At 35.9% G+C, this 16,709-nt stretch carries 14 protein-coding genes and 1 pseudogene; 12 read left to right on the top strand and 3 right to left on the bottom strand.

What is annotated here, in order from left to right; genetic code table 11:
• Nucleotides 1-303: 303 nt before the first annotated feature.
• The 10 genes and pseudogenes from LRP81_RS21985 (at nucleotide 304) to LRP81_RS21940 (ending at nucleotide 11,089) form a co-directional block, all read left to right on the top strand.
• Nucleotides 304-1,218, top strand: coding sequence for a CBASS cGAMP-activated phospholipase (locus tag LRP81_RS21985; RefSeq protein ID WP_230505170.1), 915 nt, complete (start codon nucleotides 304-306; stop codon nucleotides 1,216-1,218).
• A 42-nt stretch (nucleotides 1,219-1,260) separates the two neighbouring features.
• Complete coding sequence (gene speD, locus LRP81_RS21980) at nucleotides 1,261-2,106, top strand: adenosylmethionine decarboxylase (protein ID WP_230505168.1); 846 nt, start codon at nucleotides 1,261-1,263, stop codon at nucleotides 2,104-2,106.
• 486 nt (nucleotides 2,107-2,592) lie between these two features.
• Nucleotides 2,593-3,921, top strand: coding sequence for an alkaline phosphatase (locus tag LRP81_RS21975; protein WP_230505166.1), 1,329 nt, complete (start codon nucleotides 2,593-2,595; stop codon nucleotides 3,919-3,921).
• Between the two features lie 166 nt (nucleotides 3,922-4,087).
• A complete protein-coding gene (locus tag LRP81_RS21970; protein ID WP_230505165.1) occupies nucleotides 4,088-5,206 on the top strand; it encodes an NAD(P)/FAD-dependent oxidoreductase in 1,119 nt (372 codons plus the stop codon).
• A 548-nt stretch (nucleotides 5,207-5,754) separates the two neighbouring features.
• A pseudogene (locus tag LRP81_RS23545) lies at nucleotides 5,755-5,984 on the top strand (hypothetical protein); the annotation flags it as partial.
• Between the two features lie 151 nt (nucleotides 5,985-6,135).
• Nucleotides 6,136-7,038, top strand: coding sequence for a hypothetical protein (locus LRP81_RS21960; protein ID WP_230505162.1), 903 nt, complete (start codon nucleotides 6,136-6,138; stop codon nucleotides 7,036-7,038).
• A 16-nt stretch (nucleotides 7,039-7,054) separates the two neighbouring features.
• Nucleotides 7,055-7,699, top strand: a complete 645-nt coding sequence (locus LRP81_RS21955) for a DUF4129 domain-containing protein (protein WP_230505160.1) — start codon at nucleotides 7,055-7,057, stop codon at nucleotides 7,697-7,699.
• Between the two features lie 18 nt (nucleotides 7,700-7,717).
• Nucleotides 7,718-8,854 carry a DUF4350 domain-containing protein gene (locus tag LRP81_RS21950; RefSeq protein ID WP_230505158.1) on the top strand — a complete coding sequence of 379 codons (1,137 nt, stop codon included), beginning with the start codon at nucleotides 7,718-7,720 and terminating at the stop codon, nucleotides 8,852-8,854.
• A complete protein-coding gene (locus LRP81_RS21945; protein WP_230505156.1) occupies nucleotides 8,851-9,780 on the top strand; it encodes an AAA family ATPase in 930 nt (309 codons plus the stop codon). The genes LRP81_RS21950 and LRP81_RS21945 overlap by 4 nt, the downstream gene beginning before the upstream one ends.
• Nucleotides 9,731-11,089, top strand: coding sequence for a DUF58 domain-containing protein (locus LRP81_RS21940; protein ID WP_230505154.1), 1,359 nt, complete (start codon nucleotides 9,731-9,733; stop codon nucleotides 11,087-11,089). Before LRP81_RS21945 ends, LRP81_RS21940 begins: the two co-directional genes overlap by 50 nt.
• Here the strand turns inward: LRP81_RS21940 and LRP81_RS21935 are convergent.
• Nucleotides 11,084-12,043, bottom strand: coding sequence for a stage II sporulation protein M (locus LRP81_RS21935; protein ID WP_230505152.1), 960 nt, complete (start codon nucleotides 12,041-12,043; stop codon nucleotides 11,084-11,086). The two genes, LRP81_RS21940 and LRP81_RS21935, sit on opposite strands and share 6 nt — an antisense overlap.
• Before the next feature lie 92 nt (nucleotides 12,044-12,135).
• Between LRP81_RS21935 and LRP81_RS21930 the strand changes: the two genes are divergently transcribed.
• Nucleotides 12,136-12,960, top strand: coding sequence for an RDD family protein (locus LRP81_RS21930; protein ID WP_230505150.1), 825 nt, complete (start codon nucleotides 12,136-12,138; stop codon nucleotides 12,958-12,960).
• A 484-nt stretch (nucleotides 12,961-13,444) separates the two neighbouring features.
• The gene (locus LRP81_RS21925) at nucleotides 13,445-14,422 is read left to right on the top strand and encodes a ring-cleaving dioxygenase (RefSeq protein WP_230505148.1); all 978 of its coding nucleotides are present in this window, start codon (nucleotides 13,445-13,447) and stop codon (nucleotides 14,420-14,422) included.
• Nucleotides 14,423-14,670: 248 nt separating this feature from the next.
• Here LRP81_RS21925 and LRP81_RS21920 read toward each other — a convergent pair whose 3' ends face one another.
• Both LRP81_RS21920 and metG read right to left on the bottom strand, forming a co-directional pair.
• Nucleotides 14,671-14,811, bottom strand: a complete 141-nt coding sequence (locus LRP81_RS21920; protein ID WP_230505145.1) for a hypothetical protein — start codon at nucleotides 14,809-14,811, stop codon at nucleotides 14,671-14,673.
• Between the two features lie 94 nt (nucleotides 14,812-14,905).
• On the bottom strand, nucleotides 14,906-16,534 hold the full coding sequence (gene metG, locus LRP81_RS21915; protein ID WP_230505143.1) for a methionine--tRNA ligase: 1,629 nt from the start codon (nucleotides 16,532-16,534) through the stop codon (nucleotides 14,906-14,908).
• Between the last annotated feature and the right edge of the window lie 175 nt (nucleotides 16,535-16,709).

Raw genomic sequence — 16,709 nt, 5'->3', positions numbered from 1 at the left:
ATTCCAGTAAATGACATCTAGTTGCTGGATTAGTTTCGTGATGTCTTTTTTAAGCAAATTGACCTTTGATAACTTCATATTCTTTTATTTTTCAGTTGACATATTACCGCAGGTCTTAATTAGGTATGTATTCACAAAAAATTACATGATTCTTCCATATTATAAAGTCATTTGTCGCAATATTCAATAAAAAGAATTTTTAAATCACAATTTATCAAAACACTTGAAATGGATGAATGGGGAGTTTTTTCTTTCACTTTGGAAAACCTACATATATGAAAAATAAAAGCCAGGAGTATGATTATGAAAATGTTATGTGTGGATGGAGGTGGAATCAGAGGGGTATTCGCCATTTCTATCCTTTTAGAAATCGAAAAAGATCTAAAAGTACCTATTTCTGAAATGGTCGATTTAGTGGCAGGGACTAGTACTGGATCGGTTATTGCTTCTGCTATTGCAATAAGATTACCTATGGATCAAGTCCTTGCAGGATATATAAAATACGGAAAGAAAATATTCACCCGTCAAGCTAAGGTAGGTCTCTTTAAAAGTATTTATAGTGATAAACAATTGAGAAAATTTATCATGAAAACTTTTGGCAAAAAGAATTTAGCTGATATCACAGAGCCACTATTAATTCCCGCAGTAGATATAACGCAAGGGAGACCCTTTGTATATAGATCCAATTTTGGCAACAAAAAAGCAAAAGATTTATCCATCAAGCTCTGGGATGCCGTTCTCTCATCATGTTCTGCACCAGTCTACTTTCCTCCAAACAATATAGGAAACGATTATCTTTCCATAGATGGGGGATTATGGGCGAATAATCCTTCCCTAGTTTGTATAACAGAAGGACTAGAATATTTTAATTTAAAGCTACCTGAAATAAACATTTTATCAATTGGAACTGGCCTACAGAAAATTGATTTTACGATTCAGGAAAATAAAAATTGGGGTGTTAAACAATGGTTACCTTTTCGTTTTCCTTCCATGAAGGTAACTCCAAAATTACTTGATTTAGCGTTACAGCTTTCTTCTGAATCTGTCACTTATCAATGTAGACATCTTTTAGGAGACAATTATGTACGACTCAATAAGGAATTAGGAGAAGAAATACCTTTTGATGATATTACTTGCATTCAGGAATTAATTGAATTAGGAAGGGTAACTTATCAAGAGAAGAAAGAAGAGATTCTTCACTTCTTTTCTTCTATATAGTTTTTCATTAATTAAAAAAGGGTACGGACTAAACAAAATCATATGAAAGGGGTAGGAAGATTGACTGAAGAAAAGAAAATTACATTACATGAATTCAATAATTTAACTAAATCCTTGAGTTTTAATATGTATGATATATGCTATACGAAAACAAAACGAGAAAGGGAAGCTTACATAGATTATATAGATGAACAATATAACGCAGAAAGGTTAACAAATATTCTAAAAAACGTCGCCGCTTTAATTGGAGCACATGTGTTGAATGTTGCCAAACAAGATTATGTTCCACAAGGTGCAAGCGTAACAGTTCTTGTTTCAGAAGGACCTGTAGTAGAAGTACCTATGGAATCGTATGAAGAATCTCCAGGACCTCTACCTGATTCTGTAGTTTGTCAGCTAGATAAAAGTCACATTACTGTACATACATACCCAGAATATCACCCTGTAGAAGGGATCAGCACCTTTAGGGCAGATATTGATGTTTCCACCTGTGGTGAAATTTCGCCACTAAAAGCGTTAAATTATTTGATACATTCTTTTGAAACGGACATCATGACAATGGATTATCGAGTGCGTGGCTTTACTCGAGACATTGATGGCAACAAACTATTTATAGATCATGACATTAATTCTATTCAAAACTATATTCCAGAAGAAGTAAAAATACAGTACGACATGATCGATGTGAACATATATCAAGAGAATATTTTTCATACGAAATGCAGACTAAAAGAGTTCGATTTAAACAATTATCTTTTCGGTTTAACAAAAGATTCATTATCAGATGATGAAAGGTACGAAATTACCACTAATTTAACGAATGAAATGGATGAGATCTTTTACGGAAAGAATATTAACTTTGGTATTGAAAACAATAGATCGAAATAAAGAAGAAGTTCGCTTTTATTTTCTTAGTTTAAAAAGAAAGTCCGCTTACACGCTGGAGTTAAGACTATTTTAATAATAATAATCCTTTCAGTAGGGGCCGCTAGTAAATTTCTTAGCGGCTCCTCTTTTAATTCAAAACATTTCTGCAATGAGAAGATGATGCTACTAAGAGGATAAAGGAAGAGATTTCCCAAATTGAGTCTTTGTTAAAAGAAAAAAATACATAATATGGATAATTCATAAATAGAAGAAGAATGGGCATTAAAGACTTTTAAGATACACTTTAGCTAATATTTACAAAGTCATGAACAAGTAAAAGTAATTCGGTATAAAATCTCTTGACAGATTAATATCGACAGAACTTCTTATAAAATTAAGGAAAGATGACCTAAATTTCGTCATTTAACCTTTACTTCTCGTTTATTCCACCTTAACAGTCGGTTGCTACCATTATAGTGTAGTAAAAATAGTGAAGGAGGAAATGGGATGTTAAAAAAAATTGCAAGTGTAGCTCTCGCTGCAGGTCTTTTATTTTCAGGATTGCAAGTAACTTTTGGTGGTGATTTTGTAAAAGCAAACAATCAAGAAACTCAAAATCAGGGGAAAGTAAAAAATGTTATTTTTATGATTCCTGATGGCTATAATGCTGGCTATGCAACAAACTATCGCTGGTATATAGGAGAAGATTCCTCTTTTGATCCACATGTTAAGGGACTTATTAAGACTCATTCAGCTAATACGGCAGTTACTGATTCTGCAGCAGCTGGAACTGCAATGGCAACAGGGCACAAAACGAATAATGGAATGATCGGAGTAACTCCAGACGGAAAAGAAGTTTATTCCATATTAAAGGCAGCTAAAAGATCCAAAAAGGCTACTGGTCTAGTAGCAACCTCCACTATCACACATGCTACACCAGCAGTTTTTGCAGCAAATGTAGCTAGTCGTTCTGATGAAGCTTCAATAGCTCCTCAATACTTAGAAAATAATTTAGTGGATGTCATACTAGGTGGAGGCCGTGATTACTTTACGAGTGTAGATGATGGCGGAAGACAACCTGAGGGCAACTTAATTAAAGAAGCTGAGAAAAAGGGCTATCAATATGTCACTGATAAAACGGAATTATCTAAGGCTAAAGGAACAAAACTATTAGGGTTATTTGCAAAAGGTTCTATGTCACCTGAGATGCAACGTGATGAAACAGAAGAACCAAGTCTAGAAGAAATGACAAATGTAGCAATTAATACACTGAATAAAAACAAACAAGGATTTTTCTTAATGGTAGAAGGATCCCAAATTGACTGGGCAGGACACGCACATGATTCGGCGTGGGCAATGACAGATACTGCAGCTTTTGACCAAGCAGTGGAAGCAGCGTTAGAATTTGCAAAAAAAGATGGGAAAACACTTGTAGTTGTTGCTGGAGATCATGAAACTGGCGGTATGTCTGTTGGTTCCAATGGTCAATATGATTTAAAAATAGATATTTTGCATAATGTAACGGCGACTGGAGACAAAATGGCTTCAGAAATTAACAGTGAAAAAAGCAATATTAGAGAAGTAGTGAAAAAGTATACTTCTCTAGAATTATCAGATAGTGAAGTAGAAAAAATCATAAATGCTAGTAACACTTCTATAGCCATTAATAATGTGGTAAGTGACCGCGCCCTTGTTGGTTGGACAAGCACAGCGCACACCGGTACGGACCTTCCAATTTATGCTTTTGGCCCTCAATCTAACAAGTTTAGTGGTTTACTAGATAATACTGATATTCCAAGAATTATGGCTGAAGCTATGAAAATCAAGTTTAACTAAATTAACAAAAAGTTAAAATTATGCCCCGTCAAAGTTAGATTAACATCTAACTTTGACGGGGTATTTGAATTTTGAAAATAAAAATCTAAACCATAACATTGAGCATTCATACGTTATACTGTAAACTGATTTCATATTTGTAAATACATAAAGTTAGGTGAAAATTATGCAAAAAGCCATAATCATCGGAGCGGGAATTCTTGGCTCTTCCACTGCATACCATTTGGCAAAGCTCGGTGCTGATGTGACAGTTGTTGACCGATCAGATAAAGGTCAAGCAACAGATGCTGCGGCAGGAATAATCTGCCCATGGATATCACAGCGTAGAAACAAAGCCTGGTATACACTCGTTAAAAATGGAGCGAGATATTATCCATCTTTAATCCATCAATTATTAGAAGACGGTGAAGAAGATACAGGATACAGCAAAGTAGGTGCCATCAGTTTACATGAAGATAAACAAAAACTCATAAAAATGGCTGAACGAGCCATTCAAAGAAGAGAGGATGCTCCAGAAATTGGAGAAGTGAAAATTTTGAATCCCGAAGAAACAAAGAAGTTAGTACCAGTGTTATCTGATGAATTTGGTTCTGTTCTAGTAAGTGGCGGTGCAAAAGTTAACGGGAGAAAACTTAGAAGTTCTCTAGTTTCCGCTGCGAAAAGGCGCGGAGTGGTCTTTATGGACGGAAGTGCTGAACTTATTTCAAGCAATAGAAGAGCAACAGGAATACGTGTAAATAACAGAACAATAGAAGCAGACTCAATAATTGTAACAACGGGTGCCTGGGCAAAAGAACTATTCAATTCAGCCGATGTAACATTCCACGTCACACCTCAGAAAGCCCAGATCATGCATTTGCAATTAGAAAATACAGATACTAGCCAATGGCCAGTAGTAATACCTCCAAATAACCAATATATGCTTTCCATTGAAAATGGGAGAATAGTAATTGGAGCAACACATGAAGACGAGGTGGGATTTGATTCAAGGGTGACAGCAGGAGGGATGAACGAAATCTTAGGAAAAGCAATACAGGTTGCACCTGGACTAAACGACGCTACTTTCTTAGAAACAAGAGTAGGGTTCCGCCCATTTACACCTGGGTTCTTACCGGTAATCGGCAAACTTCCTAATTTTGAAAGGATATTTCTTGCAAATGGCTTAGGAGCATCCGGATTAACAAGCGGACCATATCTGGGTTCTGAGCTTGCAAAATTATCACTAGGGATGGAGACACAGCTGGATCTTGAAAAGTATGATATAAATGCTGCAATAGGTGATTAAATACTTGACTTACGATAAAAGGTAAATCATAAATAATGTACCTTATTATTCTAGCTAGGTGAAATGAAAGGCACTATATGAATAGTTCCTTCAGCTAATCTACATGTTTGTTTTGGAAGAAACCCTAGGTGTTTACAAACCTGATCTTCATAACTTGATACTTAATCTATTTATTGAATCCTCTGCAAGGGGATTCTTTTATTTTTTAGGCTTGTTAAAGAATAGGTTGATTTTTGCTCCATGTTACGAATATTGTTAAAGTAAATGAAGAACAAACATTCTGTAGAGTAAGTCCTATAAGTGAGCAGAGCGTTCAGTAACCTACTAAAGCATATAAAAAAGTTACCTCAAACTCAGAAAGAAAAAGTTTATCAATGGGTTAATGGGTTAGACGTTATGTTGATCCTACCTCGATAGTTTCAGGTCACTTAATTAATGAAATGAGATAAACTCGTACCAAAGTAGGATTTCGAGCAATTTGAAGGTATCGTTGAAGTCGACTAGACCTATTTTCTATCCTCTCAAAAGGGAATACGGGGCAATGGTGTCTCCATTCTCGCATGAAACGATGGATAGACCGCTTTAAAGGTGTCGCTCCAAAATATCTTGATAATTATTTGTCGATAGGCGAAGTAAAGAAAGCACTAAACAACATATTAAAGAATTTCTACTAACATCTTTTTTAAAGATTGTTGCTATTAATCCGTCAAAATCTATATGTTACGTAAAAACTTGTCCTGTTAATTTATCTAATCACAGAAAAGGAGCACGCCAGTAACGATTATTCCGAGTATCAATTTATATTCGTAAAAGAAACATAGTTTGAGTAAAAAATCTTTTATAAAATTTTTTCTCGGAATCTGGTAAATTAATGATAAAATAGTCGATATGACAACATTTGGAACAATATGTAGATTGGGAGGAAACAAATGAACAACAGGTTAAATGAACCAAAAAGCTTCGGGGAAATCCTCGATCATACATTTCGTATCAGTAAATACAAATTTAAGGATTTTTTTATCATTCTTTTATGTCTAGTCGGGCCCGTTTATCTTCTAGAGGCTATTATGCAATTAGCTTCTGGTAGAAGTTTCTTTCGTGACTTAAGTGGTGAAGGAAGTTGGATTGACCAAATAGCAAATAGCTTTTTAACCGAAGAAAACACAAGCCTAGCATCTGATCTAAATATGGGGTTTACATTCCTAATATTATTAATCACTTATCCAATCGCTCAAGCAGCTATATTGATTGGAGTGAATCAGCTCAAATTCAAAGAAGAAAAAACAGTGGGAACGCTAATTAAGATGGCGTTAGGCCGCTTTTTCCCTATGGTCGGCTCTACGATTCTCTTTACTATAATTGCATTTGCAATATTGGTAGCAGTCATCTTTATTGGGACTTTTTCAACAGCTATCTTTTTCATGTCTGACTTATTTATAGGGATTATTTTTTCTATACTAATATTTTTTGGCTTGTTATTGCTAGGTGGGTATTTCCTTACACGCTTGAGCTTCTATTTTGGCTCGTCAGTGATTGACAAATCGTCACCCGGTTTAGGAAGAAGTTGGAGTCTAACAAGTGGGCAAACATTTAAAATGATTGGTTTATACCTTATTTTTTTTATGATTACTTCAGCTATTTCTTTTGCAATTGAGGGGTCATTCTCATTATTCCTAGGTAACAGTGTGTTGCTTGGCTTAATTGTGAGCTTTACTAGTTTATTTACCACACTTATTATGGCAGTTGGATATTCTGTTATGTACTTAGATTTAAAGGTGCGTCATGATGCAGACGATTTGAAGGAAATGATAGATGAATATAACACTAATTAAGCGAAGGTGATACATATTGCTTAAGGAAGAAGATGTAAAGGAAAAACTGGAAAACACATTAAATAGTAGAGAATATCAGATTTATTATGAGGATAATCGCAACTCTATTCAAAAGCTTTGGGACAACATAATAGATTGGCTTGGAAAGAATTTAGAAAAACTTTTTCCTAACCTAGAAAATTCTAGTGGAACAGCAGGTAATATAGTGGTTGCTATCATTGCTTTAATAATTATTTTGATGGCAATTATGTTAATCATTGCTTTCACAAGAAATGCTAAAAACAAGATGATAAGGTCCAACCAACCATTTCAATCTGAAGATGAATGGTATTGGACGTATAACCGTCATATGGAAGCAGTAGCAAATTTTGAAAAGCAAGAAGAATACACGCTTGCAACACGCCATCTATTTTTAGCAATGCTCCTTTCTTTTCATGAAAAAGAATGGTTGGAGGCAAAGATTTGGAAGACAAACTGGGAATATTTCGATGAATTAAAGTATACAAAAAAAGAACTTGCAGAGCCTTTTTATCATTTTGCGATTCTATTTGACCGCGCAACTTACGGTAAGCAACGGGTGACAAAAGATGAATATCTCTCATATCGTGAATGGATGATGCAATGGTCACAATCTACCATAACCAATCAAAACAACGTCTAGCGGGAAGGAGGACGTAACTTGCAGCAGACTTTCACTCAAAAAAGGAGTTGGATTGTTTTAGGGGTATTGTTGCTAGTTTTTCTGACAGGGACTTACCTAATTCAATCGAAACAGATGCAGGAATATGTACCATATGATTCTTCATCGCCTTCTCCAACGGGTACAAAAGCATTTTATACTTATTTGAAAGAGGAAAACTTTCCTGTTTCAAAGTGGAACCAGAACCCAGCTTTTCTTCCACAGACAGAAGGAAGCAGCCTGTTAATTATGATAGAACCATATTTCATTCCAGACAGTGATGTGATGAATGCATACATTGAGTTCATGGAGGAAGGAAATACGATTCTTTTGTTAAAAAACAATCCAAGAGGTTTTTTTGATATACAAATTAACCATATAGGAAATCTTACAATTGAAAGTACAGAAATAAATTATAATGGAAAACATTATGAGTCAGAAATAATGTCAAACATTAGAATTGATAGCAAGGATAGTGACACCATTTTACTATCTGATAATTTTGGAGATGTAGCAATAAAGCGAAATTACGGAGCTGGTTCATTAATTCTTTCGGTAACACCAACATGGATGATGAATGAGCATATATTAAAAAATGATCATTTGCCTTTATTACTTAATTTACTCCAGGAGAATGGATTTAACTATTCTAGAATTTTAATAGACGAGTTTTATCATGGAGGCTCTCCATCTTCTGCTTTAGATGTTTACCAAAATTGGTTCTTAATTCTACTTTTCCAAGGTGCTCTTGTTACTCTGTTAACTCTCTGGATGCAAGGAAAGCGTTTTGGACCAATCAGGGAGGCAAGGGAAGAGTTTGTCAGATATAGTGATGAAAGTATCCGCGCGTTGGCAGCTTGGCAATTAAGAGGAAAGACCTATAATGAATCTTTACATACACAGGCAGATTATCTTAAATATTTGCTCCAAGAGAAATGGGGCATACCCTATAATAGAAGCTGGATAGATTCCATAACGATTCTTACAAGTAGATGGAAAAACAAAGATAGCAGTCAAATTGTCAATTTCATTTATAAACTAGATGAAATTTTAAAAAATGAAAGAATCACCAAACAGGAATTCTTATATTGGTCCAAAGAGCTAGATACATTACGAAAAGAGGTGGAGGAAGGATGAAGCCTGAATTGGCAACTCTTCTTGAAAAATATGAACAAAGAATACTAGGACAAAATAATAATATTAAATTATTGCTAGCAGCCGTACTTTCTGGAGGACATGTCTTATTGGAAGGTGTCCCAGGTACAGGAAAAACTCAAATGGTTAAAACTTTATCCACTTTAATCGGGGGAATGTTTCATCGTATTCAGTTTACACCAGATCTTTTACCAAGTGATATTACCGGAAGCTCTATTTATAACATGAAAGAAGGGGTTTTCGAGACACTTAAAGGCCCCATTTTTACAAACATCCTTTTAGCAGACGAGATTAATAGGACCCCTGCTAAAACACAGGCTGCATTACTTGAGGCAATGGAAGAAAAACAAGTAACCATTCAAGGGGAAACATTTCAACTAGATGAAGTTTTTTTTGTTGTCGCCACTCAGAACCCAATCGAGTTTGAAGGGACCTATCCACTTCCAGAAGCACAGCAGGACCGTTTTTTATTCAAATTACAAATTGCGTTTCCTACTATGGAAGAAGAAACTGCCGTATTAAAGCAAGTAATTGAAAATAAGTATAATCATGCAACTGTAGAGCCTGTGTTAGATCTAGAAACATTCCTCTCCATTAGAAAGAAAATCCAGGAAATCACATTAAGTGAAAGTGTTCTGGATTATATCATGCAAATTGTAAGAAAAACTAGAGAAACAGACTCCATCAGATTCGGAGCGAGCACTCGTGCAGGCATTTCCATAGCAAAAGCAGCGCAAGCATGGGCTTACATAAGTGGACGAAATTACGTGACACCTGATGATGTAAAGATAGTAACAAAACCGGCCCTTCGTCATCGGATTCAATTATCTCCGCATACGGAATTGGAGGGAGCAACTGTTGAGCAAATCGTGGAAGAACTTGTTGGAGCAGTTCCTGTTCCAAGATAAAGGAATTATTCCCTCTAAAAGAATGGTCATTACATTTTCCATTCTCTCAGGCTTATTTATCATTGCCAGTTTTAATCAAATTTCATGGACGGTACTTTTTATCGTTAATGGCTTTGTTCTGCTTTTTAGTTTACTTGATCTAATGTTATCACCTAATAAAAAAGATATTAAAGTTACGAGAAATATACCTACCGATATGGAAAGAGGGTTAGATTATCCTTTTCAGATTACTGTACAAAATCCCACTTCTTTCGATATGTACTGTGAAATAATAGATGCGATTCCTCAAAGCTTTCATAGACCTTTCCCGCTGAGAGGAATCGTTCCAAAAGGCAACAATAAAAAATTCACATACAAAACTACCGCACCGGTACGTGGGGAGTATACAGTAGAAAAAATATATGTTCGGTATTCAAGTTTGTTTGGATTATGGAAAAAGGAGATTACTTTTCAACAAAAAATGAAAATAAAAGTAATTCCGGATTTGACAGAATCTAAGCAATATCTTGAAAATGCACAAAAATTTCTTTTACACGATGGTGTACAAATCAAAAGACTGAATAGCGGAGCAGGTGAGTTTGCGAAGATTCGTTCTTATGTAGTCGGGGATGATCCTAGGAAAATTAACTGGCGTCAAACCGCTAAATTGCAAGAAGTTATGACAAATGAATTCGAACCAGAGCACGGAAAATACGTCACCATCCTGATAGATTGCGGGAGAATGATGGGGGCGGAACTTAAAAAGGGGAATCGTTTGGAGAAATCCCTTGAAGCTGCAATAACTGTTGCTACAGCTGCTTTACACAAAGGAGACTATGTGTCAGTAGTTGCCTTTTCGAAAAAAGTGAAGGTATACATTCCACCTGGAAAAGGTATGGCTCATTTACAGACAATTTTACAGGCTATCTACAAGATAGAAGTGGATGCCGTGGAATCAAATTATGCTGAAGTTTTTACTTATTTGCAGCTTGTTCAAAAGAAACGCAGTCTCATCCTTCTATTTAGTGATATTAAAACATTTCTTTATGAGGAAAGTGCTTTAATTTATCTAAAAAGGGTTCGTTCCAGACATTTGTTCTTAATGATAGGGGTAGAAGATCAAACCTTACAATTAAGAGCAAAGCAGGAACCAGCAGATTTGGAGAAGGCAATGATTAAACAAGTTGCCCAACAGCAATTATTATTCAAAAAGAAGGAAAAACAAAGATGGGAAAAGAATGACCTCCTAATGATGGAGGCCAAAGAAGAGAGGCTGGCAGCTTCAGCTGTTTCCCATTATATCGAGACATTAAATAAAGGCTTATTATAATGTAGCTTTTTGAAGCCGAAGCTTACCAATGGCCACATATAGAACAAGACCAACAACTGTTAAAAGTGCAACCAAATACTTTGCTTCAAGAGAAATTTTCGCAGGAGTGATAAAGCCTTCTATTGCTCCTGCAATGATAAATAATGGGATTGTTCCAAGTAGTAATAATACTGAACGCTTTGCATTTACTTTAAGCTGGTAGCCTCTAGAGTATTCACCTGGAACAAAAAGTTTATATCCCATCAAAAGACCTGCGCCACCAGCGATAAAAATAGCTGTGAGCTCAATCATTCCATGAGGAACAATATATGCCCAAAACTCATAAGTCTTATTATGATGCCAGAAAAGAGCTGCAATCGCACCTACAATAATTCCGTTGTATATTAATATATAGACTGTCAAAATACCAAAAGTAATACCTCCAGCAAATGCAAGTATCGCTACTTGGATATTATTAGTCGTAATACTAGCTGACATTAATGGTGCATCTACTAACCCATCATTCATTCCAATTTTTTCTGGATCAAAATTTTGGGCCATATCAACTGATAGAATACTATAAATGTAAAGTGGATCCTCTATAACAGCAAAAAAGCTACCTAATCCACCTATAGTAAATAAAAGCATCGCAATTACAACGAACTTCCATTGTTCAGCCAAGAGTCCAACGAACCTATAGCCAAAAAAGTGGCCGGCTTGCTTCCAACTTGATATCTGATCTTTATACAAGAGATTATGGGACTTGGCAACCAATTCATTTAAATAAGGGGTAACCTCCTCACTCGGAAAGTGTGTTTGACTATAAGAAAGATTTTGTGCAGCCTTTTGATAAAGCTGATGAAACGTATCTAATTTCTCATTAGTAATGTTCCTTTTTTTATGTAGATCCTTAAGGATGCTTTCTAGTTCTTTCCATTGTTCTCGATGCTGCTTTATAAACTGCTTCACATTCATTGGAATTTAACACCTCTTGTTTGAAATTCACTAATCTTCTTCATTATAGTAATATTGTAGAAAAATAGAAACACTTACAGTAAAATTTATCCATGAAAAGAGGAATCAACTTGCAGGTAGAACAAGTGGATATAAAAACACCTGAATATGTATCTTTACAATTTCAAACAGCAGCATTGGGAAGCCGTGCAGCCGCTTTTCTAATTGACACGCTAATATTAATGGCAATAAACCTGGTGATTTTCTTTGTACTCATTTATTCTCTAAGCGCTAGCGTCTTTGATCTTTTTTATGTGACAGATTTCTCATCCTATCTTGTTGCAGGCACTATCATTATTATCTTTTTAATAAATTGGGGCTACTACTTCTTGTTGGAATACTTTGCCGGTGGACGTACGCTTGGGAAGAAATTTCTAGGTTTGCGTGTTATTCAAGACAACGGGCACAGTATCACCTTACTGTCCAGCTTGATTAGAAATCTATTACGAATTATTGATATGCTGCCAGCAAGCTACCTTGTCGGTATGATCATGATATTCTTCCACTCTAAACATAAACGGGTAGGGGACATAGTTGCAGGTACCATCGTTGTTCATGAAAGGGGAAATAAGAAAAAGAAGAAGCGCACGAAGCTTGATAGTTTACTTGAGGAAAAAGGTATTTATAGTACAGTCCCAATAGTGGAAGAATGGGCAATTCGTCAGCTAACGGCAAAGGACTGGAAGCTTATCCAAACTTATGCCAGCCGTTTTGGAAGCCTCCAGCAAAGAGACCGTTCTGACCTTACTCTTAAGGTGTCAAACCTTCTTTTCCCGAAAATCGGATTAGACACATCCAACAAAAATTTTTATGAACTTGAAGGCATGCTTTTGGCACTGTATGTACAAATGAAGGAAGAGTGGGATTACTATTTATAATAGAAGGTAAGCCAAGGTAGATTGTGGATGCCTTGGCTTTTTGAATAAGATATTCGTATAGTGGCTTGGCTTGGGTATCTCTTTGTGCTTTGAAAGTTAAACCATCCTGAGAGACTGTTGCTGCGTTAAGAGAGGCAATCAATATTTGGATAATTTTTGGTTTCAGTGAATAAGTAAGTCGTTTCGCTTAAATAATCGTATTTTCCATCAGAAAACTTGTCTATACCATCACTTACAGACTTATGTTAACTGCATGATGAATCAATCTCCAATAAAACTGCGAGAGAATATCTACATATACTATCTATAGAAACTTCGAAAAGAATCCTCCAATCATTAAATCTTCCTAAAATCGGTAGTTCTAAGTCCATTAAATATATTCTCACACGTTTAATTAAATTCACTTCTATTTGACAACATAAATAAACAGCGATATAATTATCTCGAATTCGAGATAATTAACTGAAAGGGGCATTCCATATATATGAACGGACTAAAAGGTATCCATCACGTAACAGCAATTACTAGTAGTGCAGAAAAAAATTATGAATTTTTTACTTATGTTTTAGGAATGAGACTAGTAAAGAAGACCGTGAATCAAGATGATATTCGAACATATCATTTATTTTTTGCAGATGACAAAGGTAGTCCAGGAACAGATATGACATTTTTTGATTTCCCAGGTATACAAGCAGGAAGACATGGTACCAATGAGATTTTCCGAACTGGATTCCGTGTACCGACAAACGAAGCTCTTGAATACTGGGTAAAGAGATTTGATCGTCTAAATGTGAAACACGATGGCATACAAGAACAATTTGGAGTAAATGTGTTATCTTTTGTGGATTTTGATGATCAGCAATATCAACTTGTATCGGATGAAAATAACAAAGGCGTTCAATCTGGAACACCTTGGCAAAAAGGTCCAGTTCCATTAGAGTATGCAATTACTGGTTTAGGCCCACTTCATATTCGAGTAGCAAACTTTGACTTCTTCCAGGAAGTACTTGAAAAGGTACTTTTATTCAGTGCTGTTGCCCATAATGGAGACATTCACTTATTTGAAGTGGGGGAGGGAGGTAATGGAGCACAAGTGATCGTTGAACATAATGGTGTCCTACCTCAAGCGCAACAAGGTTTTGGAACTGTGCACCATGCTGCCTTTCGTGTAGACAACCGCGCTGTAATCGATGAGTGGGATGAGAGACTTAAAGGTTTTGGATTCCATACTTCTGGACATGTGGATCGTTACTTCTTCGAGTCGTTATATGCACGAGTGGCACCGCAAATCTTATTTGAGTTTGCTACTGATGGCCCTGGCTTTATGGGAGATGAACCTTATGAGACTTTAGGTGAAAAGCTATCTTTACCGCCTTTCTTAGAACCTAAGAGAGAACAAATTGAAAACATTGTTCGACCAATCGATACTGTTAGAAGTAACAAGGAATTTGAGAAAGAATAAAAGAATTAAACCTCACTTCTATCAATGAAGTGGGGTTTTTGTTTTTTCTATACAGCACAGAAACCTTACAGATTGTAATAGCATTCAATAAGATATCAACCTGTTTGAAAATAGAGTGTATGTGTACAATGATGCCTTTTCGGAGGAGGCACTTTCATCGTCGTTGACACCAGGAGCTAAACATTACGCTAACTTCCAAAATATATGTAAAAAGAACCAAAGCTTTGCCTTGGCTCTTTTAAGGGAGGTTACTCTTCTAGTTCATCCAATCTGCGTCTGATGAGTTTGTAGATTTTTTTTGCTTTGTTCGTTTTTTTCCGTAGAACTTCTTCGGACTCTTCAATAAAATTTTCTCCTAATCTTGTGACATATCGATAATAGCGCAACATGCTGTCACCCCCTTTGCTCTATCATATGTCAGTTAATAGAATCGGACAGGGTGTTTTACCTGAATCTAGTTATTTTTTTATAATCTAAATAGAATTAAGTAGATTCAGTTCCTTGTTTATGTAATAGCTCTACCTCCGTTTGAATTTTTGCTTCATCAATTCGTTGAAAGATGGGAGCAACATTTAATAGTTTTAGAGAGTTCAATTGTATTGGCTTCCACTCAGTTGATTCAATTTGTGCCATTTTTAATATTTTCTCACTACTGAAAGGAAGGAAGGGGGAGAGAAGGTTTGCCAAGTTGATGATAATAAAAGAGCAGTCCTTTAATATCTGTTCACAGTTTTCCCTGTTTTCCTTTACTTGTTTCCATGGCTGTTTTTCATCAAAATATTTATTTGATTTTCTAACATAAGAGAAGATTTCTTCTAGAGCAAATTTAAGGTTTGCTTTTTCAATACGTTCACCCGTTTGTAAATACAACTTCTCCATTTCTAATACTATTTCTTGATTTACTTCTCCGCCATTAAGTTTACCTTCAAAAAACTTCACTACAAACTGGAAAGTACGGTTTACAAAGTTTCCATAAGCTCCAAGTAGTTCACTATTATGACTATAAATAAACTCTCTCCAGGAAAAATCTGCATCACGCTTTTCTGCGGCATTTATCGTCAGGAAATAGCGAAGCGAATCAGGGTCGTATTTTTCTAGAAAATCAGGTAGCCATACGGCCCAGTTTTTGCTTGTTGACAGTTTTTTCTTTTCTAATGTGAGATACTCGTTGGAGATTATATGGGTTGGCAATCCATTATGCTCGATCCCTTTAAGAATAGCTGGCCAAAATATGGTATGAAAAGGAATATTGTCTTTTCCATGAACATAATAGGATATCGTGTCTTTTTCCCAAAAGCTTTCAGATTGATTAATTATTTTGGAAGCGGATAGGTAGCCAATCACCGCTTCAACCCATACATATATTTTCTTATTTTCATAACCCTCTATTGGGACACTAACTCCAATTGGTAAGTCTCGCGATACAGCACGATCTTTTAATCCTTCCTGCAAGTATCTGCTTGTCAATGAAAGGGCATTTTCTCGCCAAAGAGAATTCGTTTCTGCATTTAGTGTAAAGCCTTCAAGAAAATTCTGTAGTTGAGACAACTTAAAATAAAAATGCTCTGTGTCTCTAATTGCTGGTTCCGTTCCACAGATACTACATTTACGGTGATTAAGCTCCAACGGGTCTAAAATAGTGGAACAATGATCACATTGATCCCCCCGAGCGAAAGTATCACATACAGGACAATTTCCGACTACAAAACGATCGGGAAGAAACTGGTCGCAGCTTTGGCAAAAAGTCTGTTCGACATCTTTTCTAAATATATAACCTTTCTTCATAAGCTGCATAAATACCTCTTGTACCACGTGATGATGTTGAGTGGAATCTGTCCTAGAATAACTATCATAAGTGAATCCCAGTTTCTGATAACAATGAATAAACTCCTGATGATATTGATTGGCAATTGTACTCGCTGGCACACCTTCACGTCTAGCTTTCACCGCTATCGGTGTTCCGTTACAATCGCTCCCAGATACATATAAAACTTGTTGACCCTTCAAACGAAAATACCTTGCTAAAATATCTCCTGGAAGCAAGCTCGCTATATGACCCAAATGTAGAGAACCATTAGCGTAAACCCACGCTCCACCAATAAATACATTCATCACTTACTCCTCCTCGTATTATATGTTTAAGCCCTTCTGCAGAGCTAAAATCTTCCTTTTTTTAAATTGAGCGACTTGCATAATGCTTGGACGTCTCAAGATATTTCTAGATAATGATAATAGGATCATTTGGGACAATTCTTTTTCCTCCTGTGGATCAACCACAATTTAAGAT

It is taken from the genome of Sutcliffiella rhizosphaerae, from assembly GCF_917563925.1.
GTDB classification, from domain to species: domain Bacteria; phylum Bacillota; class Bacilli; order Bacillales; family Bacillaceae_I; genus Sutcliffiella_A; species Sutcliffiella_A rhizosphaerae.
This window is presented reverse-complemented; position numbering and strand designations above follow the sequence as displayed.

What these genes read in the sequence shown, in the direction of transcription:
- LRP81_RS21925 (WP_230505148.1), top strand. Translation starts at nt 13,445, where the DNA reads ATGAACGGACTAAAAGGTATCCATCACGTAACAGCAATTACTAGTAGT.
- LRP81_RS21975 (WP_230505166.1), top strand. Translation starts at nt 2,593, where the DNA reads ATGTTAAAAAAAATTGCAAGTGTAGCTCTCGCTGCAGGTCTTTTATTT.
- LRP81_RS21920 (WP_230505145.1), bottom strand. Translation starts at nt 14,811, where the DNA reads ATGTTGCGCTATTATCGATATGTCACAAGATTAGGAGAAAATTTTATT.
- speD (WP_230505168.1), top strand. Translation starts at nt 1,261, where the DNA reads ATGAAAGGGGTAGGAAGATTGACTGAAGAAAAGAAAATTACATTACAT.
- LRP81_RS21985 (WP_230505170.1), top strand. Translation starts at nt 304, where the DNA reads ATGAAAATGTTATGTGTGGATGGAGGTGGAATCAGAGGGGTATTCGCC.
- LRP81_RS21970 (WP_230505165.1), top strand. Translation starts at nt 4,088, where the DNA reads ATGCAAAAAGCCATAATCATCGGAGCGGGAATTCTTGGCTCTTCCACT.
- metG (WP_230505143.1), bottom strand. Translation starts at nt 16,534, where the DNA reads ATGAATGTATTTATTGGTGGAGCGTGGGTTTACGCTAATGGTTCTCTA.
- LRP81_RS21945 (WP_230505156.1), top strand. Translation starts at nt 8,851, where the DNA reads ATGAAGCCTGAATTGGCAACTCTTCTTGAAAAATATGAACAAAGAATA.
- LRP81_RS21935 (WP_230505152.1), bottom strand. Translation starts at nt 12,043, where the DNA reads ATGAATGTGAAGCAGTTTATAAAGCAGCATCGAGAACAATGGAAAGAA.
- LRP81_RS21930 (WP_230505150.1), top strand. Translation starts at nt 12,136, where the DNA reads ATGAAAAGAGGAATCAACTTGCAGGTAGAACAAGTGGATATAAAAACA.
- LRP81_RS21960 (WP_230505162.1), top strand. Translation starts at nt 6,136, where the DNA reads ATGAACAACAGGTTAAATGAACCAAAAAGCTTCGGGGAAATCCTCGAT.